The following is a 19,253-nucleotide window of genomic DNA, read 5'->3' on the forward strand; positions in this document are numbered from 1 at the left end:
GATCCCGAGGCATGCGCCAGGCTCGGCTTGCCGCATACCATCACCTCGGTACGTGACATTCAATTCTTGGGGACCAACCCGTCGGCCAGCGAGTTGTGGTACGCGCGGTACGCAGGGACCAGGCTGGTCAGGAACGCGGCCCCGAGAAAGACGGACAGCAGCACCCAATCGTGGGCGCTGGGCGGTGTGATCGCGAGCCAGATGCCGAACTGGGCCTGCACGATCGGTTGCGCGATCGCAAGTCCCAGGTAGAGGATCCCCAGACCCAACGCGATCCCCGCGGCCGCCAGGAACACGGTTTCGCTGACCAGCAGCAGGAAGATCTGGTGCGGGCGGGCTCCCACCGAGCGCAGGATCGCCATCTCCCGCCGCCGCTCGTTGAGGCCGGCGAGCATCACCGCGAGCATGCCGATCAGGCCCACGAACACCACGAACACCGACACCAGCAGCAGGGCCTGTTCGGCGACGCCCATCAGCGACCAGAGCTCGTGCAGTGCAACGCCAGGCAGGATCGCCAGGAGCGGTTCGGCCCGGTAGCTGTTGACGTAGCGCTGCACCTGGAAGGTGGCCGCGCGGGCATCGAGCCCGACCAGCACGGCCGTAATCGAATCCGGGGTCAGGTCCATGCCGAGCACCTCCTCCGGACTCATCGCTCGCCCGGGCGGCGGAGGCGCCCCACCGCGCCAGTCGACGTGGATCGCCTCCATGCCCTCCAGACTGATGTGGACCGTGCGGTCCACCGGGGTTCCGGTTCGTTCCAGAATGCCGACAACCGTGAACGGTTTGTCGTCGTGGTCGACGAAGGTCACCGGCCCGGTACCGTGCGCGACGATGATCGACTCACCGAGTTCGTAACCGAGGCGCTCGGCCACTTCGGCGCCGAGCACCGCTTCGAACACGCCGTCGAACGGTTCCCCTTCGGAAAGCCGAAGTGCCTGATTGCGCCCGAATCGGTAGTGCCGGAAGTAATCCAGGCTGGTGCCCATCACCGGATAGCCCTGGTAGGAGTCGCCGAGCGAGACCGGAATCGTCCAGGCGATGCGCGGATGCTCGCGGATTTCCTGGTAGCTTTCCCAGGAAATGTTGTTGGTGGCGCTGCCGATCCGGAACACGGAGTAGAGCAGCAGCTGGATCGAGCCTCCGCGGGCGCCAACGATCAGATCGGTGCCCGAGATCGTGTTCGCGAAGCTCGCACGCACCTCGGTGCGGACTTTCTCCACCGCGAGCAGCAGCGCCACTGCGAAAGTGATCGCGACCAGCGTCAGCGACGCGGTGACCCAGCGGTTGCGCAGGCTGTGCAGCGCGAGCCTGAAGACGGCCATCGTCAGACGGCCTCCGCCAGCGGATCCGTCGAGTCGCCTGCGGGAGCCCGGTTGATCTCGGCGAGCGCGATCGCGCGATCGAAAACACCGGCAAGCGCCGTGTCGTGGCTCACGAACACCAGTGTGGTATCGAGCGCCGTGCACTCGGCCAGCAGCAGTTCGAGAAAAGCCTCCTTGCGATCCGCATCCAGCGCCGAAGTGGGCTCGTCGGCAATCAGGATCTCCGGCGCCCCGATCAATGCGCGAGCGGCGGCCACGCGCTGCTGCTGCCCCACGCTGAGCTCGTCGGGCCGGCGGTGGGCCAGCGCGGCATCCCCAAGGCCCAGCTGCTGCAGCAGGCGCTGCGCCTCCGCTTCGATGCCGCCGCGCGCCCTCGCGCGAGCCTGGCGCAGGCGGGAAAACCGGCACGGCAGCGTCACGTTACCTTGCACGTCGAGATACGGAATCAGGTTGAACTGCTGGAAGATGAACCCGAGGTGATCGGCGCGCAACGCATCCCGGCGAGAGGCGCTCAAGCCACCGAGGGAGCGGCCCAGGACCGCGATCTCGCCCTGTTCGGGCAGCAGTACACCCCCGAAAAGGCTCAGCAGCGTGCTCTTGCCGCTGCCGCTGGGTCCGTGGATGAACACCCGTTCTCCCCGCGCGATCTCCAGCGCGGGAATGTCGAGCAGCGTCCGTCCTTCGGCGCTCCAGCGAAACCGGAGGCCGCGTGCCTCGATGGCGGCTGGTCTCGCGCTGGCGTCCATTCTGACTGTCATGGCCCTCGGGGCACCCCTGAGCATGAAAGCGAACCGGCCATGGGGCTGCCGACCAGACTGGCTTCGAGCTTGTGGGAGCGAGCCTTGCTCGCGAAGCCGGCGCTGAAGTGGCCACGGCGCTGGTCGCGCCTGCGGCGCGTTCGCGAGCGAGGCTCGCTCCCACAGGGGAACGCTTGGACGGCCGCGACTTTCACATTAACTGTCATGGCTACAGGCGCGTGGCCCCCCGATGATGAAAGAGGTGTAGGGCGGAAGAGGCCGAAGGCCGTCATCCGCCATCCAGCGCTGGGGCCACGACAGGCGCCCGGGCGATACCAGCGCCGCACGGCGGATGACGCTGCGCTTTTCCGCCCTACGGGTCGCAATATGCGATGGGTCGTGACTTTCACGCTAGAGCGCCAGCGCCGTGCGGTCCGGGGTCAGTGTCAGCGCATCCTGTCCGGCCCTCCCGATACGCTGCACCTGCAGCCGCTCGGTCCGGGGAAAATGCTCGAACACGCGCACGTCGATCGGCTGCAGCGCGTCCGGCTGCGCGCAGTCGAAACTGTACTCGGCATGGATGTCCGCGTGGTGTCCGTGATGGTTATGATCGTGACTGTGCCCATGCCCGTGGTCACCGTTGTGAGCATCACCGTGACGTTCGTCGTGGCCCTGCCCTTCGTCGTGGACGTGGCTGTGTCCGTGCCGATGACCGTGTTCATCACCTTCATGGTGCCTGGAGCCGTGTTCATGGCCGTGCTGATGGTCGTGACCATGGTCGCTTCCATGGCCGTGGCCCTGCTCGTGACCAGAGGGGTGCTCATGTTCATCCGGGTCGATGCCCGCAAACAGCGGGCTATCCACGCGGACCGCGCCGGGCTTGCACCCTGCAGCCGCCGCCAGCGGGAAGAGACGCTCGGGACTCTCGAGGATTGCGCGTGCCTCCCGCAATGCTCGGCGGTCGGCCTCGGTTCGTGGCGGGTGCTCGAAGCCCACGAGATTGTACGCGGGCGAATGCAGCTCGATTGCGAGCAGCGCTCCGTCCAGCACGACATTGAGTTCAGCAACGCCGTGCACATGGGCCCCGTGATGCCGATGTTCCGGGGTGGCGGCCTGGACACCGAAACCGAAAAGGCACAGCGCGGCGATGGCCCCTGTGCGGATAATCAGGTGGTTCATCGGAACGGACACTCCTTCTACCTGGTTAACGTGAAAGTCACGGCCTGTCTCGTGTCCCGGGCGACCCGTAGGGCGGAAAAGCGTAGCGTCATCCGCCGTACGGTGTTCGCAGTGCCCAGGCGCCCGCGGCAATCCGGGCGCCAGCTGGCGGATGACGGCCTTCGGCCTTTTCCGCCCTACGCCTACGTCTCTTTCATCCGCAGGGGTGGCCGCCCGCGTGATGATGGTTATCACGAATGCCCGGCGGACTGTCGTGTTCGCCCGCGAGGCGCGCTCCCTCGGGGACCACCGTGTGCGGACGTCCGCCTCGCGCGCGGTGGCCGCTTGCACGGTGGTCCGCACGGGGTTCTCGCTGGCGGAGCATGCGTGATCATCAGACTCCTCGCTGTCGGGCCGTGCCGGATCGGTCAGAAGGGTTCGACGCGGTCCGGCCGCATGCTATAGCCCGCATCGGCCAGCTCGCTCGAACTGCGCTGGGCGCGCATCGTCCCGGTCAGCCACACCGCATCAAACGACCGTGCCGAAATGCCGTCACCGTTCACGTGCACGTGAACGACCTGGTTGGGCGGCGGAGGCGGCACGTGGATGCAGGCACCGTAGAACGGCACCAGCAGGAATTCGGTGACCCGCGAGCCGTCACCTTCGAGCGGAACCACGAAGCCCCCGAGACGCACGCGTTCTCCGTCGAGTTCATCGACCACAGGCGTGTCGGCCCACGACGCACGGAGTTTCTCCAGGAGCTCGATCGCCCGGGGATCGTCGTCGGCATAGCCGCCTACATCAATGCCCTCGAGCGGATCGTCGAACTCGTAGTCCTCGGGAATCAGCATGTCCCAGGTCAGGGACAGCGGCTCGCCGGCTTCTGCCGTCGTGTCGCCAGCACCGTTCCCGCACCCGACTGACAGGAAGGCCATCACGAGCACGGCGGCAATGGACAGGCCAGGGGCCGGCCAGGAACCGTTGGCAATCATGAGATATAACCTGCGAAATCAAATGAGAGCGTGCACGGCCACGCGACCGTGCACGCTTTACACATCAGCCCAACCTAACCAGAGGACCGAACGTCAGCGGGGCAGTTCCTCGAAGACATTGGTCCAGACGTTGAGTGCCTGACCGCCTCCGGGCATGCCACCGCCGGTGACGATTTCCTTCACGACCTCGAAGCTGGCCATGTCCACCTTGTACAGGTTGCCGTCGCCGGCGTTCGAAACGTAACCGTAGCTTCCGTCCTGCGTGAACGCCACGTGGCCCATGCGCCCCTTGCCGATGGACAGATCGGCGACGGTGCGCATTTCCTCGAGATCGATCACGCTGATCACGTTATTGCCGTAGTTGGTGACCACGGTGTGGCGGCCGTCGGGGCTGTTGTAGGTATGGCCAACCCCGGTGCTCGCAGTGGAGAGCCGGTGCAGAAACTCCTTGGTCTCGGCATCGAAGAACGCAACCTCGCGGCCGAGCGCGTTGTCACCGGGTCCCCGGTTCAGGATCATGAACAGCTTGCCGTCCTGCGAAAAGTTGCCGTGATGCGCCTCGGCGACCTCCTCGCCGGTCAGCGGCATCGACAGTTCCGTCACCACCGGGCGGTCGGCCTTGGTGAGATCAAAGATCACGACGCCGGGCTTCACGTCGCCGCTGCCTTCGTGCACGAGCCACAGCTCGCTGCCGTCCGGGCTGACGGCCGGGTAGTGCGGCCGGCTCGGGGAGGCCATCGTCGACATGCTCCAGTCGCTGGTATCCACCACCACGACGCGGTTGTCGACGCGGTCCATCGTGAAGAAGTAGCGCGAATCGGCGCTCCAGGAGTTGTGCATCGAGGTCACGCCCACCGGTTCACCCTGCACGTCGATATCCAGAGTCCGGACGATCTCGTCGCTGGAGGCGTCGAGGAAGGTCACGCGCAGCTTGCCGTCGCTCAGGCCCCAGTGATCGACTCCCACCAGCTTGCCGTCCGGGCTCACCAGGCCATGCTTCGGACGGTTTCCGGTCGCGATGCGATTGATCACCTCACGCTCGTTCAGGTCGATCACGACGACATCGGTCTCGTCCGGTGCGGCGCAGCTCACATACACCTTGCTGGCATCGGGCGTGGTGCTGCCCAGCGTGCCGCCACGGCAGGTGTCGAGGGTCGCCACCAGTTCGTCGGTGTTCGTGTCGACGATGAAAGCTTTTCCGGCACCGTGGAGCTGGACGACGACGTCCGGCCAAGTCGGCTGGGAGGCCATCGCCGCGACCGGGATCACCGTCGCCGCGACCGCCACGGCGATCGGCTTCAACAGGAGGTTCTTCATGGCGTTCTGGTTCATGGGGCTGTCTCCATCGCTAATGTTTGGCTTTTATTGTGATTGTGCCGCCAGGCAGCCGGTGGATACGGTCGACGCGTGTTCCACATGAACGCTGCGCGGCTCCGCCAAAGTGGCACCACAGCGGCCTGCAAGCCCCGTGCCGGGCGGTCAGGTCGTTGTTCCTGGGGCGCGCAGCGTGCGAACCCCACCTCGACACAGGGGCATTCTGCCCCTGACTCTCGAATACCAGTGGGGCATTACGCCCCAACCGCCAATCCGCGAGGCCCTAATTCTCATGGCTGCGGTGGGCCACCCCTAAAGATGAAAATCGAGCCACGGAAAGCACGGACAGACACGGAAAGAAAATTGAATCGTTTTGTGTTTTCCGTGCCTTCCGTGTCCTTCCGTGTCCTTCCGTGTCCTTCCGTGGCCAAGAACGTCCTTTGACCTTTTTCTGTGCCTTCCGTGGCTATGTTTTCACGCTAATAAGGGCGGGTCGCGAAACTCGCGCTCAGGGCGATTCCTCCCAGGCCCGGAGCTTGCGCAGTAACGTCTTGTAATCGATGCCAAGGGTTCGAGCCGCCTGCGCCTTGTTGTTGCCGCAATCGGCGAGCACGGTCTCGATATAGCGCCGTTCGACTTCGGCCAGCGTCGTTCCCCCACCCGGATCATGGCCCGTGCCGGTGGCACCCCTGCCGCCCAGCAAAGCCGGAAACACCTCCAGCGGCAACGCCACCGCGTCGCGAGGACACAGGATCACGGCCTGCTCGATCGAGTTCTCCAGTTCCCGGACGTTGCCGGGCCAGCTGTACCCCATCAGCGCAACGAGCACATCCGGCGCGAGCCGCCGCGCGGGGCAGCCGTGGAGCCGCGCGTAATGCCGCACGAAGCTTTCCGCCAGTTCGGGGATGTCCTCGACCCGGTCGCGCAGCGGCGGCAGCGTCACATGCAGCACGTTCAGCCGGTAGTACAGGTCCTGGCGGAATCCGTGTTCGCGCACGGCCTGTTCGAGCGGCTGGTTGCTGGCACAGAGCAGGCGGAAATCGACCGTCTGTTCGCGGGAGTCGCCAAGGGCGCGCACCGTGCGGTTCTGCAGGCAGCGGAGCAGCTTGGCCTGCAGGTGGGGCGGTGTCGCATTGACCTCGTCGAGGAACAGCACGCCGCCGGTGGCCTCCATGACCAGCCCCGGATAATCCCGGGTCGCTCCGGTGAACGCGCCTTTCCGGTACCCGAACAGCTCGGCCTCGGCCAGGTCGGGCGGCATCGCCGCCAGGTTGATCGCGACGAAGGGGCCGCGGCCCGCATGCAGCGCGCTGGCAACCAGCTCCTTGCCGGTGCCACTCTCGCCCTCGATCAGTACGCTGGCCCTGGTGTCGCGTACCTTCAGAATCCACTCGCGCAGGCTGCGCATCGCGGGGCTCGTGCCGCGCAGCGCATTGAGATGCGGATCGAGCACGGCGGCGCGGCTGGCCGCAGCGGCGGCTCGCGCACGGAGGCCGTGGTCGCGCTGGACCTTGGTCAGCATCAGTTCGAGGCTTTCCGGGCGGAACGGCTTGGCGAGGAAGTCGAACGCGCCCGCGCGCATCGCGAGCACCGCGTTTTCCAGCGTTGCATACGCGCTGATCACCACGACCGGCAGGTCCGGATCGACCCTCTTCACCCGTTCGATCACTTCGAAGCCGTCCAGACCCGGCATCATCAGGTCGGTCAGGACCAGGTCCGGAGGGTCGCTCAGGAAACCGGGGAACGCGGCGGCGTCGAGGCAGGTTTCGATCCGGTAGTCGCCGAGATCGTCGATCATCCTGGCCAGCATCCGCGCGACGTCGGGCTCGTCCTCGACGATCAGGATGCGCGGGACGGCTTCCGGCGTGATGCCGGCGGCGGGATCGGGCATGGGATCGGAGACCGGACGATGCATGCTCTATGATAGTAGCGAAGATCGGTCGTACCGGGCACGCACGGCCCTGTGGCCGAACGGATTCTGGAGGTCCATCGGAATGAACCGCCGCGGGTTTCTGTACCTTACCGCCGCCTTCGGCGGACTCGGGCTCGCCGGCCTGGCCGTCGGCGAAGGGCCGGTTCGCGGCGTGTCGACGGGGCGCAGACCCGGCCGCTGCTGCCACTCCGATCGCGACGACAGCATGGCCGTCACGCGGCGCAGCTCCGACAACCTGGCCTACCAGGGGACGCATATTCTGACCCACGGGGCGTTTCGGAGCCTCGCGTCCCGTTACGAATCCGATACGGGGAAGCGTTTCACCGTCTACGGCGGTGGTTGCGACGATGGGATCACCTCGGTGAACGCCGGAGGCGTCGATCTCGGCGGCCTTTGCTGTCCGGTCGAACGCACGCGCGCCGAGGGGCTCCCCTGGGTCCAGGTCGCCTGGGACATCAAGGTGGTGATCGCGCACACCAGCCAGCCCGTGGATGGTCTCGCGCTGGACGCGTTGCGCGACGTCGTGTCGGGCCGCGCCACGCGCTGGTCGGCAGTCGGCGGCGACGACCGGCCGATCGCGTTGGTGTACCGGGATCACTGCCCTGACTACATCGAGCCGGTGCGTGACCTGTTGCTGGGCAATCGGCAGGACTGGTCGCCGCGCGCGCTCGCGGTGGACACGGACGAGATGCTGGTCGACACGGTGGCCCGGTTCCAGGGAGCGTTGGGCGTGGTGAGCTGGGTGTTCGCAAGGGACCGGGTGGCCGCCGGCGAGCTCAAGGTGCTCGCGGTGGACGGAGTGGCGCCCGATTCCGCCGAGGTCGCGACCGGGCGCTATCCGCTGGTCGGGCCGCTGAACCTGGTGTTCAAGCACTGGCATGCGCACCGGATGGCCGGCTTTTTCGAGTACCTGTACAGCCCGGCCGGGCAATCGGTGATGTCGGAGCTGCTGGTGCCGGTACCACCCGGCACTGCCGGAGACCCGCCGCCGGAGCTATTGAGCCGATTCATCTGACCGGCCACAGCACACGTACCCGCCCGCCCGGCCCCGGCCCGATCTCGATTTCACCGTCGTGGGCACGGGCGATCGCGAGGCAGCTCGCAAGCCCCAGACCCGTGCCGCCCTTGCGGGTCGTGAAGAACGGCTCGAACAGATGCTCCCGCGACTCCGGGGAGAAACCGGGGCCGGCGTCGACGACTTCGACCAACAAGCGGTCCCTGGAGGCCGACAGATGGACCTCGACGGGTTCCCCCGGCGCAGCCAGCCGGGCGTTCTCCAGCAGATTGTCGAGCATCTGCTCGAACAGCATCGGGTCCGCGTGGATCGACGGCATCGCGCCGTCACTGTGGAGCACGAGCGGGTACTCACCGAAGTCGTGACGGGCCCAGCGGCGCAGGATTCCCTCGATCAGCCCCACCGGGTCGACCGTCTCGAGCCGCGGGTGGATCGGCCGCCCGAACTCCAGCAGGTTCTCGACCGTGCGGATACAGCGCTCGGTATGGTGCCGGATCAGGTTCACGTACTCGCGCGAGGGGTCGGTCTCGGACAGCTGTCGCGACAGCAGCGCTTGAGCGCTACTGATCACGCTGAGCGGATTGTTGATGTCGTGCGCGACGCGGGCAGCCACCTTGCCGATCGCCGAGAGTTGCTCCTGGTGCTGCAGGCGCCGCTCCATCTCCTTGAGGTGCTGGAGATCGGCCGACATGCGGTTGAACGCCCGGACCAGTTGGCCCACCTCGCCACTGCCCGGGGGGACCGGCAGCCGCTGCCTGAAATCGCCGCGCCCAACGGCCCCGATCGACGTCGCGAGCGCGCTGACCGGACGCAACTGCCAGCGCAGCAGCAGCGCGAGGGAGACGGCGAGCAGCAGCGTCGCCAGCGGCATCAGCACCGCGAGCAGGCGCTTCACCTGGCTGAGCGCGTGGGCGACGGTATCCGGGATGCGCACGGCGAGATCGATCGTCGCGTCGTTGTCCAGCTCGAGCAACGCCCGCGACTCGTCCGGGCCCACCGGAGACTCCTCGCCGGCCCGACGGATCGTGGCACCGTAGGTCTGCTCCAGACCGGCCAGCACCTCGCCCAGCGGCACCCCGAGCACGAGCCACGCGATCGGGTTGGTGTTGTGCTCCAGCGTGCCCCGGGAGATCAGCCAGACGGTGTCGCCAACCGCGGTCAAACCGGCCGCCGGCGACGCGGTACCGCGCACCGGCGGAACGGGGCCGGGCATTCCCGTCCCGCGCGATTCGGTGACCAGCCGCGCGTCCGGTGTCCAGAGTGCGACCGACGCCAGCGAGAAGGCCGCCGCGATTCGGTTCACGGCCGCCTGCGGATGTTCGAGTTCGCCCTCCAGGTACAGGTGGTAGTAGCTGCTGTTCACGAGGTCTGCATCGTTGACCAGCAGCCGCGACAGGTTGTCGAGGCGCCGGAGCTCGGTGGCGACACTGGCCTCGATCTGTCGGGCCGCCCGCTCGCTGCGCTCGGCGTGCAGCTGTTCGAACTGCCGGGTGACCACGTAATCGATGCTCAAGAACAGAACCGCGGTGGTCAGCGCCGCGACCACGATTACGCCGAGCACCGTGCGCGCCAGCAGCGACTGGGTCCAGTGCGGATGGCGATCTGCCACCGGAGCAACACGGCGGCTCCCGGATCGGGATTCCGGCGTCGAAACAACGGTACTCATGGTCGACTTTTCATGCCCCGTGTATTCATATGCCTTTGGCCGATAAGGGAGCGAGCCCGAGTGACCGTTCGTGCTCAGAGGCAACAATGCGGGGGCGCGGGCTGGTCGCGCAGGCCCGGCCACCGTGCGGAATCAAAGCTCCATGAGTCTTGCCGACCTCGGGCAACGGCGCACCTCACCGCGTATCGTCATTCATGAAACGGGGTGCCTGCAAGGGACAGCCAGTCCCGTCGAACGCTCGGGAGACCGCTCAAGGTCAACTTGAGACATAGATTGCTGCCAGCGACAGCGGCCGACCTCAAAGCGAGCCGGGTCAGCAGACAGTATGGGACTGCATGCGGTCGTGATGACTCACCCGGTACAAGGCGTTGGAAGCCAGCCTGGCCCTGCATACGAGCGCGGCCAGCAAACCGCCCCTGGGCCCGAACTGCTGGCGCGCCTGCCCGGCGGCCGACAGTCGCCATACAGCGTGGCTATCGCGATGATGGAAAATCTCGTCTTGTGCTGATGCAGCTCCCAGCCTATTTTCAGAGTCAGCGGCACTGGCAGCCGCCCGTCAGCCGGATACGGCCGGGCATCGACAACGCTGCTGTTTGCCCCGGGAGTACCCTCGGCGTGACGCGGAGCCGTTCCCGAACCGCACCCCACCTCAACGCAGCCCCAACGGAGAGCGACATGGATCATCAACAGAACACCGGCAAGTGCCCGGTCATGCACGGTGGCAACACCGCTACTGGCCATTCGAACATGGACTGGTGGCCGGAGGGCCTGAACCTGGACATCCTCCACCAGCATGATCGCAAGACCAACCCGATGGGCGAGGACTTCAACTATCGCGAGGAGGTCAAGAAGCTCGACTTCGACGCGCTGAAGAAGGATATGCACGCGCTGATGACCGAGAGCCAGGAGTGGTGGCCGGCCGACTGGGGCCACTACGGCGGCCTGATGATTCGCATGTCCTGGCACGCCGCGGGCACGTACCGCATCGCCGATGGCCGGGGCGGCGGCGGGACCGGCAACCAGCGCTTCGCGCCGATCAACAGCTGGCCCGACAACGTCAGCCTGGACAAGGCGCGCCGTCTCCTGTGGCCGATCAAGAAGAAGTACGGCAACAAGATCAGCTGGGCCGACCTGATCATCCTGGCCGGCAACGTGGCCTACGAGAACATGGGTCTGAAGACCTTCGGCTTCTCCTTCGGTCGCGAGGATATCTGGCACCCCGAGAAAGACACCTACTGGGGTGCGGAGAAGGAGTGGCTGGCTCCGTCCGACGGGCGCTACGGCGACGTCGAAAAGCCCGAGACCATGGAGAACCCGCTGGCTGCGGTGCAGATGGGGCTGATTTATGTGAACCCGGAAGGCGTGAATGGCCAGCCGGATCCGCTGAAGACCGCGCAGCAGGTGCGCGAGACCTTCGCCCGCATGGCGATGAATGACGAGGAAACCGCGGCGCTGACGGTCGGTGGCCACACCGTCGGCAAGTGCCACGGCAACGGCGACGCTGCCGCGCTCGGCCCCGAGCCCGAGGCGGCCGATGTCGAGGAGCAGGGCCTCGGCTGGCGCAACCCGAACATGCAGGGCAAGGCCACCAATGCGGTGACCTCGGGCATCGAAGGTGCCTGGACCAAATATCCGACCCAGTTCGACATGGGCTACTTCGACATGCTGCTCGACCACGAGTGGGAGCTGAAGAAAAGCCCCGCCGGCGCCTGGCAGTGGGAGCCCGTCGACATCAAGGAGGAGGACAAACCGGTCGATGCCACGGATCCCTCCATCCGCCACAACCCCATCATGACCGATGCGGACATGGCGATGAAAATGGATCCGATCTATCGGAAATTCCTCGACGACTTCCGCAAGGACCCGGCGCGCTTCCAGGACGCCTTCGCCCGGGCGTGGTTCAAGCTGATCCATCGCGACCTGGGGCCCAAGACCCGCTACATCGGTCCGGACGCGCCCCAGGAAGACCTGATCTGGCAGGATCCGGTACCGGCCGGCACCACTGACTACTGCGTCGAGTCCGCCAAGCAGAGGATCGCCGAGAGTGGCCTCAGCATCGGTGAGATGGTCGCCACCGCCTGGGACAGCGCACGCACCTTCCGCGGCTCCGACAAACGCGGCGGCGCGAACGGTGCCCGCATTCGTCTGGCTCCGCAGAAGGACTGGGAAGGCAACGAGCCGGAGCGGCTGACCAAGGTGCTGAAGGTCTACGAGCAGATCTCCGCCGACACCGGTGCCAGCGTCGCCGACCTGATCGTGCTGGGCGGCAGCGTGGGCATCGAGCAGGCGGCCAAGGCGGCCGGCCACGATGTGCTGGTGCCGTTCACTCCGGGCCGCGGCGACGCCACCGCGGACATGACCGACGCCGACTCCTTCGCCCCGCTGGAACCGTTGGCGGATGGCTTCCGCAACTGGGAGAAGAAAGAGTACGTGGTCAAGCCGGAGGAGATGCTGCTCGATCGCGCCCAGCTGATGGGATTGACCGCGCCCGAGATGACCGTGTTGATCGGCGGCATGCGCGTGCTGGGCACCAACCACGGTGGCACCAAGCACGGCGTATTCACCGACCGCGAGGGTCAGCTGACCAACGACTTCTTCGTCCACCTGACCGACATGGGCTACACCTGGAAGCCCGCGGGTGACCATCTCTACGAGATTCGCGACCGCAAGACCGACCAGGTGAAGTGGACCGCCAGCCGCGTTGATCTGGTGTTCGGCTCCAACTCCATCCTGCGGAGCTACGCCGAGGTGTACGCCCAGGACGACAACCAGGAAAAGTTCGTGCAGGACTTCGTGAAGGCCTGGACCAAGGTGATGAACGCCGACCGTTTCGACCTGGAGCGGTTGCAACCGTGACACCGGCCTGAGCCGGGCATTTCGCCCGGCCCGTTGTTTCCCGTACCGAGGCGCCTGGGCACTACCCGGGCGCCTTTCGTGGAGTCGCGGGGCCTGCACCAAACGCCGGATGACCCGGCGACCGCGACACCGCCACCATCCTTATATCCCCTCGGCGACTTCAGGGCGCGAACGGATGCTCCTCCAGCGGCTGCTGGGGGACTCACCGCAACTGGCTGACGTCGTACCCCAGATCGGCAATGATCTGCCGATTCCGAGCGTAGTACCCGGCCGGCTCGTCGTGCTCATCGAGGCGCTGGAGATCCTGTGCGATCGCGAGGGGAGGCATTGGTACGTCCTGGCGTCTCTGAAGCCCATCGCGGTGGTGGTTTCGAGGCCGGACGGCGTGACCGCGTTCGGGCTGGACGGCAATCCGACGGAGCTCGGGAGCGAAGCGAGAGCGCTGGTCGAAAACGCATCGTGACCCTGCGCGAGATCGCGGCACGCGGTCACATCGCCCGCGGGCCACCCGGGCACCGGACACGGCCATCGCCTGGAAATATGGGCCCGCTCCGGTCAGAACTCCTCGCGTGTCGCGGTCACATCGAAATACAACTCCACCTCGATGCTGTCATCCGGATCGGCCACATCGTCCATGCGCTCGAAGCGAACCAAAGTCCCCACGAAGCGACCCTCGAACCGCGCCTCCGGACCCGAGATGTCGCTCGTCAGCAGCTCGAACCGGCCGTCGCCCTCGTTGGCGTAGTTCGGCACCATCGAACGCTCCGGGAAATAGGCGACTTCGGCCCCGTCCAGCACCCGATCGTTCATGATCGTGAAATCGATCGAGATCGTCCCCTGCACCTGAAACCGCGGTTCCTGATGCCCCTGGATCGAGACGCCGATCATCCCATGGCCGAACTCATGGAAAGTGGCCGTGGACTCGCCCTCGAACTCGAGCACGTGCCAACTGCGTGCGTCGCCGTCGATCTGACCCTCGATGCGGTCGGAGGCGAGGCCGATCAGGGGCGCGGCCAGCAGTGCGGCCCCCGCAACACAGGCGATACGCGCAGACGGAGTCGGTGGTGAACGGTGCATGATGATATCCCTCCCGCAGGCTGGTTAAGGGCGAAAAAACCGCGTAGGTGGGTAGGGTACCGCCCAACCCACAGCACTTCATCTCCTTCGGTCATGGGTTTCGCTGCGCCAACGCTCCGGAGCGGCGCTTCAGACCACCCCACCCTCAGGCACGCCCGAGGCCCCGTCGCGGGCCGACAGCAGGAACGCGAAGGGCTGTTCGCGGCAAAGCGCCAGGCAGGCGTCGACCACCTCGGGATCGAACAGACTGCCACGCCCGGCCGCAATCGCCTCCAGCGCGTGTTCGATGCCCAACGCAGGCCGATAGGGCCGGTGCGACGCCATAGCCTCGACGACATCCGCCACGGCCAGGATCCGGGCCTCTCGCAGGATTTGCTCGCCCGCAAGACCCTGGGGGTAGCCGGAGCCATCCAGGCGTTCGTGATGCTGCAGAATCATCTCCGCGACCGGCCAGGGAAACTCCACCCCTGCAACGATCTCATAGCCCACCCGTGGGTGCTCCTGAAGCAACTGAAACTCCAGTGGCGTGAGCTTCCCCGGCCGATTCAGGATCTCGGCCGGCACACCGATCTTGCCGATGTCGTGGATGCTGGCTGCCAGGCGCAGGCCCTCGCGCTGCTGCTCGTGCATCCCGAGCCGCTCGGCCAGCGCATCGGCCAGGGTCGCCACACGCTCCTGGTGTCCGGCGGTGTACGGATCGCGCTTCTCGATAGTGACCGCAATGGCCTGGATCGTGGCCTTCAGAGACCGTTCCAGGCGCCCGGCGATGGCCTTGCGGTGTGTTTCGCTGGCCGCACGCTCAGCTTCCGCCCGCTCCCTGGCCTGGCGGGCCCGCAATGCGGTCAGCCCGTAGGCCAGGTCCGAGGCCAGCTCCCCCAGTAACGCCAGCTCGCGTGCGTCGAATGCATCCTCGCTACCGGCATAGACATTCAGGTTCGCTGCGACACGTCCCTCGATCACCAGGGGCAGCGCGGCCAGCTCCCGCAGCCCGTGCTGCGCCGCGGCCTCGCGCCACGGTGCGAAATTCGGGTGCCGCTCCAGATCACGGAATACCACGACCTCGCCGCTGCGCAGGGCACGTCCCGCCGGCCCCTGGCCACGCGGATCCTCGGCATTCCAGTTGACCTGGATGGATTCCAGATACGGCGAGCCCTCGCCCGCCCAGGCGCGTGGCTCGACCCTGCATTCCGGCTCGGGACCGGCGAACCCGACCCAGGCAAGCGGATACCCCCCGGAGTCTGCCAGGATCGCGACGACCTGCTGCAGCAGTTGTTCCTCGTCCTTCGAGCGGACCAACGCCTGGTTGGCCAGACTCAGGGTACGCAAGGTCCGGTTCAGGCGTTCCAGTTCGCGCTGTACCCGGCGGGTCTCGGTCACATCCTGCACTGTCCCGACCATGCGGACCGGCTCGCCCGCCTGGTTGCGTTCGACGCGGGCGCGCTCGTGCACAATGCATTCGCCCCCCTCCGCCCGCACGATCCGATGATCCAAGTCGTACGGGGCCTCCCCGGCCAGTGCCTGCCGCACGGCGCGCTCGATGCGCGAGCGATCCTCCGGGTGGACATATTCCAGGAAATTGGCATAGGTGGCGTCGAATGCCTGCGGTTCTACCCCGAAGATGCGGTAGATCTCGTCCGACCAGTGCAGCGCATCGCTGCGCAGATCCCAGACCCAGCTGCCAAGCCGCGCAATCCGCTGCGCCTCGTTCAGGTTTTCACGGCTGCGGCGTAGTGCCGTCTCGTCCTCCAGCACGTGGATGGCATCGCCGGTCGCGGTCCCCGCGTGCTCGATCGCGAACGAACGCGAGATCAGCACCCGCCCGTCTTCCAGCACGACCTCCTCGCCTTCGGTGGCGATCCGCTCCGGCCAGTCGCGGCAGGCCGCCAGGGGCTTGTCCAGCCCTGGCAGGACCTGCCAGTAGACACGCCCGCGCAGTGCATCCAGGGGTTGGCCACTCAGCGCCGCAAAGGCGGGGTTGGCCTCGACGACGCGCAGGTCGCGATCATGGATGAAGATGGGGTGGGAGATCGCGTCGAAGGCATCGTTCCACTGGCGTCGGGCCGCCTCCAGCTCGCGCGTCCGCTCCGCAACCCTTTCCTCCAGCTGATCACGGACCCTGCGCAGGGCCGACTCGCTGTGGCGCAGGCGCCGGTTCAGTCGCGCGACCCAGGTCAGGCCGGATGCCAGGACCAGCAGCAGAGTCAGCGCGGCCAGTGCCCAAAGGCGGTAGCGTTCCCAGATCGCGCGCAGGGTCAGCATTTCGACATACGGTGGCAGCCCCAGATCCCGCAGCAGGTCATGCACCGGCTGGTAATTGCGCGGCACGGTCCAGCCGGCGTACTGCCCCTGACGCACGACCGGGCTATCGGCTGGCAGCGCCAGCAGGGCACGCGCCACCTGGTCCGCCAGTTCGCGCGGCGTCCCGGCCGTGGCCGCCAGCGGCCATTCCGGGTACAGACGGGTCGATAGCACCAGAGGGAAGTCGTCGCGGGTATTCGCATGCAGCAGAAGCACCGCATCGGCGTCGATGCGCCCCTGGGCCACCATATGCTCCAACGTTTCGGTGCGCACGGTACCCGCTTCCAGCTCACCCGCCAGCACCGCCTCGACCACAGCGTCGTGGGTGCCCAGGAACCGCAGCTCCGAAGTGTCGGCATAAGGGTCGATCGAGTGGGCATGCAGCAGCCGATAGCCCATCAAGAACCCGCCCAGCGAATTGCTTTCGACTGCTCCGAAGCGTTTCCCGCGCAGATCCTCCAGTCGGGTGACGCCGGGATGTCCAGTGCGCGTGAACACCACCCCGCCGTACTGGTCAAGCACATGCTCGCCGGCGTGGTTGCGCATGGTCAGCACCCGCGCCGCGCCGTAGTCGGCCTCCAGACGCACATAGATCGCCGGATTCGCCAGCACGAAGGCGACCTCGCCCGCCGCAACCGCCGGGGCAACCTCGGGAAAGTCCAGCGGTCGGATCACAAACCGGTACCCGGGGACCTCGCGGCTCAGATACTCCGCCGTAGGTTCCCAGCGCTGAAACGCCGGCTCGGCGCCGCGCTTCGCGAGCACACCGATCTCGACCAGGGTTTCCGCCGCCAGCGGAGCCGCCAATAGCCACAGTAGCGGCGCCAACCAACAGCCGTTGCGCGAACCCGCTGTCACGGCGCCACCATCACGCAATTGCGACCCGCGTCCTTGGCCTGGTACAGGGCCTGGTCCGCAGCCTCGATCAGCGTATCCGCGGCACAGCCCTCCCCCACGCATAACGCGATCCCAAGACTGATCGTGATCTCGGTCCCCTGCTCCACCGCCTCGCGAACGCGCTCGGCCACCGCACGCGCGGTCGCTTCGTCACACTGGGGCAGCAGCATCAGGTACTCCTCGCCCCCATAGCGCACGACCAGATCCCCACCCCGCACCTGTTCGCGCAGGATCCCCGCCACTTCGGCGAGCAACCGGTCCCCGGCCGGATGTCCGTGGCGGTCGTTGTAGGCCTTGAAACGATCCAGGTCGGCCATGACGGCCGCCAGACTGCCTCCGTAGCGGCGGGCGTTACCGATGTCGCGTTCCAGCGCGACGTCCATGTAGCGTCGGTTCCACAACCCGGTCAGCGCATCGTGCATGGACAATGCCCGCGCCTGGTCGTACAGCCGCGCGCGCTCGATCGCCAGCCCGAGCTGGTGACCGATCGCGACGAAGGTATCCAGCTCGCGCTGCAGCAGGTCATAGTCCGGAGGCAGGTAGTAGTAGAACACCCCTACCACTTCCTCCTCGCCGGAGACCAGCGGCAGGATCAAATGGCCGTGCGGCTCAAAGCCTGGGTACTGGATGGTATGGCGCGGATCCCGGTGGCATTGCCGGGTCACGATCATCTCGCCGTCCCGCGCCACCCGACCGCACAGGCAGTCGCCGACCCGCATGCCTTCGTGAGCCGCCAGGAACTCGGGCGAACCACCCCGGGACGCGGCCAAGTGCATACGATCGTCTTCCACCAGGAACAGCCCCATCGAACGGCGCTGCTCCAGGGGCGCCACGTCCTCCATCGCGTCCATGATCCGTTCGAACAGCTCCTCGGTGCTGAGACAGCGCGTCATCGCTGTCGCTACCCGGTAGAGGGCGGACAACTGCTCGTTGCGCGCCTCCAGGGTCTTCTTGGTGTCCTTCAGATCGGCCAGTGCCTGCTCCCACAGGCGGCGCATCCGGTCCGCCTGGGTGACACCCTCTTGCAACATGCGCTTCTCGCGTTCCAGCTCCGAGATGCGCTGCCGCAGCGTGTCCGTTACATCGCCGGTGGCGGTCATGCCAGGTGGGGGTAGATCACGTCGGTCCCGCAGCGCAGGTTGCGCAGGTAATCGAAGGCCCGCTGCACCAGCGCGGGGCCGATGATGGATCCGTGCTGCGGCAGGATCGACTGCACCTCAAGCCCTTCCAGATTCGCCAGGAAGCCGCGCGCCGCCAGATTGGACGCCATGTACTCGGTATGGAACAGATCCAGTTTCGGGATGTGGGCGTCGAAATCCGACACCGTCAGCGACCAGTCGATATCCAGCGCGGCCCAGATATCCCCCGAGAACAAAAACCCGAAGTCCTCGTCAAAGGTGACCGCGGCCCCGGGGAAATGCAGGAACGGCGCCGCAATGAAACGCAACCGGGCACCGCTGGGAAACCGATACTCGGGCTCCCGCTCCATGTCGTGCCAGGCGTAGTCGGCCATGCCGTAATGCGGAATCAGCACTTGCGTTCGCGGCGTCGCGAACACGGTCATTCTCGGATTCAGGCGCAGCCACTCCACCATCGAACCCGCCACGTCCGGATCCTGGTGGCTGAGCACCATGCCCGTCACCGCCCGCTCGGGCAGGATGCTCGCCACCCGTTCCCGTAGGCGATCGAAGTACTGCCGCCCGCCCGGGTCGACGATCAGCGCGGTATCGCCATCCCGGATCAGATAGACGTTGCAGCGAAATGCCGTTTCATCGGGAACGCCCAGCCAGTAGACCGCCCGATCCCCGCGTTGCGCAAAGAGCACCGGCCGGTCCGATACCGCCGATGCCCCGAGCGCCCGATCCTGCGCCTTCTCCGCCATGTCCAGTACCGACAGTCGTGGTCCCGAACCTCCACTTTGCGTCCTTCACCACGATACCGCAACACGGCTCAGGCAGGGCAGCGCCGAACGGGCGATCACCGCCGAT

At 66.5% G+C, this 19,253-nt stretch carries 14 protein-coding genes and 1 pseudogene; 4 read left to right on the plus strand and 11 right to left on the minus strand.

All coding sequences use genetic code 11. The features are described from left to right. Positions 1-59: 59 nt before the first annotated feature. From THITH_RS16305 to THITH_RS16315, 3 genes are all read right to left on the minus strand, one after another. Complete coding sequence (locus THITH_RS16305) at positions 60-1,322, minus strand: ABC transporter permease (RefSeq protein ID WP_006746731.1); 1,263 nt, start codon at positions 1,320-1,322, stop codon at positions 60-62. 2 nt (positions 1,323-1,324) lie between these two features. Next, complete coding sequence (locus THITH_RS16310; RefSeq protein WP_006746730.1) at positions 1,325-2,080, minus strand: ABC transporter ATP-binding protein; 756 nt, start codon at positions 2,078-2,080, stop codon at positions 1,325-1,327. 390 nt (positions 2,081-2,470) lie between these two features. Next, on the minus strand, positions 2,471-3,238 hold the full coding sequence (locus tag THITH_RS16315; protein WP_006746729.1) for a DUF2796 domain-containing protein: 768 nt from the start codon (positions 3,236-3,238) through the stop codon (positions 2,471-2,473). Between the two features lie 21 nt (positions 3,239-3,259). On the opposite strand from THITH_RS16315, the pseudogene THITH_RS19495 reads away from it, so the two are divergent. After that, positions 3,260-3,448 (plus strand): annotated as a pseudogene (locus tag THITH_RS19495) (DNA helicase UvrD); the annotation flags it as partial. A 197-nt stretch (positions 3,449-3,645) separates the two neighbouring features. On the opposite strand, the gene THITH_RS16320 reads toward THITH_RS19495, so the two are convergent. The 3 genes from THITH_RS16320 to THITH_RS16330 form a co-directional block, all read right to left on the minus strand. Next, on the minus strand, positions 3,646-4,209 hold the full coding sequence (locus THITH_RS16320; RefSeq protein ID WP_006746728.1) for a DUF3299 domain-containing protein: 564 nt from the start codon (positions 4,207-4,209) through the stop codon (positions 3,646-3,648). 93 nt (positions 4,210-4,302) lie between these two features. Further along, the gene (locus THITH_RS16325) at positions 4,303-5,541 is read right to left on the minus strand and encodes a beta-propeller fold lactonase family protein (protein WP_006746727.1); all 1,239 of its coding nucleotides are present in this window, start codon (positions 5,539-5,541) and stop codon (positions 4,303-4,305) included. Positions 5,542-6,031: 490 nt separating this feature from the next. Then, positions 6,032-7,414 carry a sigma-54-dependent transcriptional regulator gene (locus THITH_RS16330; RefSeq protein WP_006746726.1) on the minus strand — a complete coding sequence of 461 codons (1,383 nt, stop codon included), beginning with the start codon at positions 7,412-7,414 and terminating at the stop codon, positions 6,032-6,034. 103 nt (positions 7,415-7,517) lie between these two features. Here THITH_RS16330 and THITH_RS16335 point away from each other — a divergent pair, with 103 nt between their 5' ends. Beyond that, the gene (locus tag THITH_RS16335) at positions 7,518-8,471 is read left to right on the plus strand and encodes a PstS family phosphate ABC transporter substrate-binding protein (protein WP_006746725.1); all 954 of its coding nucleotides are present in this window, start codon (positions 7,518-7,520) and stop codon (positions 8,469-8,471) included. Here the strand turns inward: THITH_RS16335 and THITH_RS16340 are convergent. Further along, positions 8,464-10,137 carry a sensor histidine kinase gene (locus THITH_RS16340; protein WP_006746724.1) on the minus strand — a complete coding sequence of 558 codons (1,674 nt, stop codon included), beginning with the start codon at positions 10,135-10,137 and terminating at the stop codon, positions 8,464-8,466. The genes THITH_RS16335 and THITH_RS16340 overlap by 8 nt on opposite strands. Before the next feature lie 675 nt (positions 10,138-10,812). Here THITH_RS16340 and katG point away from each other — a divergent pair. After that, a complete protein-coding gene (gene katG / locus THITH_RS16345; RefSeq protein ID WP_006746723.1) occupies positions 10,813-12,993 on the plus strand; it encodes a catalase/peroxidase HPI in 2,181 nt (726 codons plus the stop codon). Between the two features lie 175 nt (positions 12,994-13,168). Then, positions 13,169-13,456 (plus strand): hypothetical protein, encoded by a 288-nt coding sequence (locus tag THITH_RS16350; RefSeq protein WP_006746722.1) that lies wholly within the window; start codon positions 13,169-13,171, stop codon positions 13,454-13,456. A gap of 92 nt (positions 13,457-13,548) precedes the next feature. Here the strand turns inward: THITH_RS16350 and THITH_RS16355 are convergent, their stop codons facing one another. The 4 genes from THITH_RS16355 to THITH_RS16370 all read right to left on the minus strand — a co-directional run bounded on the left by THITH_RS16355 (position 13,549) and on the right by THITH_RS16370 (position 19,147). Next, positions 13,549-14,070, minus strand: a complete 522-nt coding sequence (locus tag THITH_RS16355) for a hypothetical protein (RefSeq protein WP_006746721.1) — start codon at positions 14,068-14,070, stop codon at positions 13,549-13,551. Between the two features lie 129 nt (positions 14,071-14,199). Then, a complete protein-coding gene (locus tag THITH_RS17195) occupies positions 14,200-17,226 on the minus strand; it encodes a PhnD/SsuA/transferrin family substrate-binding protein (RefSeq protein ID WP_006746720.1) in 3,027 nt (1,008 codons plus the stop codon). Continuing rightward, entirely contained in the window at positions 17,223-18,365 is a 1,143-nt protein-coding gene (locus THITH_RS16365; RefSeq protein ID WP_006746719.1) for a sensor domain-containing diguanylate cyclase, read from the minus strand. Before THITH_RS16365 ends, THITH_RS17195 begins: the two co-directional genes overlap by 4 nt. Further along, positions 18,362-19,147, minus strand: coding sequence for an oxygen-binding di-iron domain-containing protein (locus tag THITH_RS16370; RefSeq protein WP_006746718.1), 786 nt, complete (start codon positions 19,145-19,147; stop codon positions 18,362-18,364). The genes THITH_RS16365 and THITH_RS16370 overlap by 4 nt, the downstream gene beginning before the upstream one ends. Positions 19,148-19,253 lie beyond the last annotated feature (106 nt).

It is taken from the genome of Thioalkalivibrio paradoxus ARh 1, from assembly GCF_000227685.2.
Classification (GTDB): Bacteria; Pseudomonadota; Gammaproteobacteria; order Ectothiorhodospirales; family Ectothiorhodospiraceae; genus Thioalkalivibrio; species Thioalkalivibrio paradoxus.

Bases quoted from the DNA above. Each gene is read 5' to 3' on its own strand.
- THITH_RS16310 (WP_006746730.1), bottom strand. From the start codon at position 2,080: ATGACAGTCAGAATGGACGCCAGCGCGAGACCAGCCGCCATCGAGGCA.
- THITH_RS16365 (WP_006746719.1), bottom strand. From the start codon at position 18,365: ATGACCGCCACCGGCGATGTAACGGACACGCTGCGGCAGCGCATCTCG.
- THITH_RS16315 (WP_006746729.1), bottom strand. From the start codon at position 3,238: ATGAACCACCTGATTATCCGCACAGGGGCCATCGCCGCGCTGTGCCTT.
- THITH_RS16340 (WP_006746724.1), bottom strand. From the start codon at position 10,137: ATGAGTACCGTTGTTTCGACGCCGGAATCCCGATCCGGGAGCCGCCGT.
- THITH_RS16335 (WP_006746725.1), top strand. From the start codon at position 7,518: ATGAACCGCCGCGGGTTTCTGTACCTTACCGCCGCCTTCGGCGGACTC.
- THITH_RS16320 (WP_006746728.1), bottom strand. From the start codon at position 4,209: ATGATTGCCAACGGTTCCTGGCCGGCCCCTGGCCTGTCCATTGCCGCC.
- THITH_RS16325 (WP_006746727.1), bottom strand. From the start codon at position 5,541: ATGAACCAGAACGCCATGAAGAACCTCCTGTTGAAGCCGATCGCCGTG.
- THITH_RS16305 (WP_006746731.1), bottom strand. From the start codon at position 1,322: ATGGCCGTCTTCAGGCTCGCGCTGCACAGCCTGCGCAACCGCTGGGTC.
- katG (WP_006746723.1), top strand. From the start codon at position 10,813: ATGGATCATCAACAGAACACCGGCAAGTGCCCGGTCATGCACGGTGGC.
- THITH_RS16370 (WP_006746718.1), bottom strand. From the start codon at position 19,147: ATGGCGGAGAAGGCGCAGGATCGGGCGCTCGGGGCATCGGCGGTATCG.
- THITH_RS16350 (WP_006746722.1), top strand. From the start codon at position 13,169: ATGCTCCTCCAGCGGCTGCTGGGGGACTCACCGCAACTGGCTGACGTC.
- THITH_RS16355 (WP_006746721.1), bottom strand. From the start codon at position 14,070: ATGCACCGTTCACCACCGACTCCGTCTGCGCGTATCGCCTGTGTTGCG.
- THITH_RS16330 (WP_006746726.1), bottom strand. From the start codon at position 7,414: ATGCCCGATCCCGCCGCCGGCATCACGCCGGAAGCCGTCCCGCGCATC.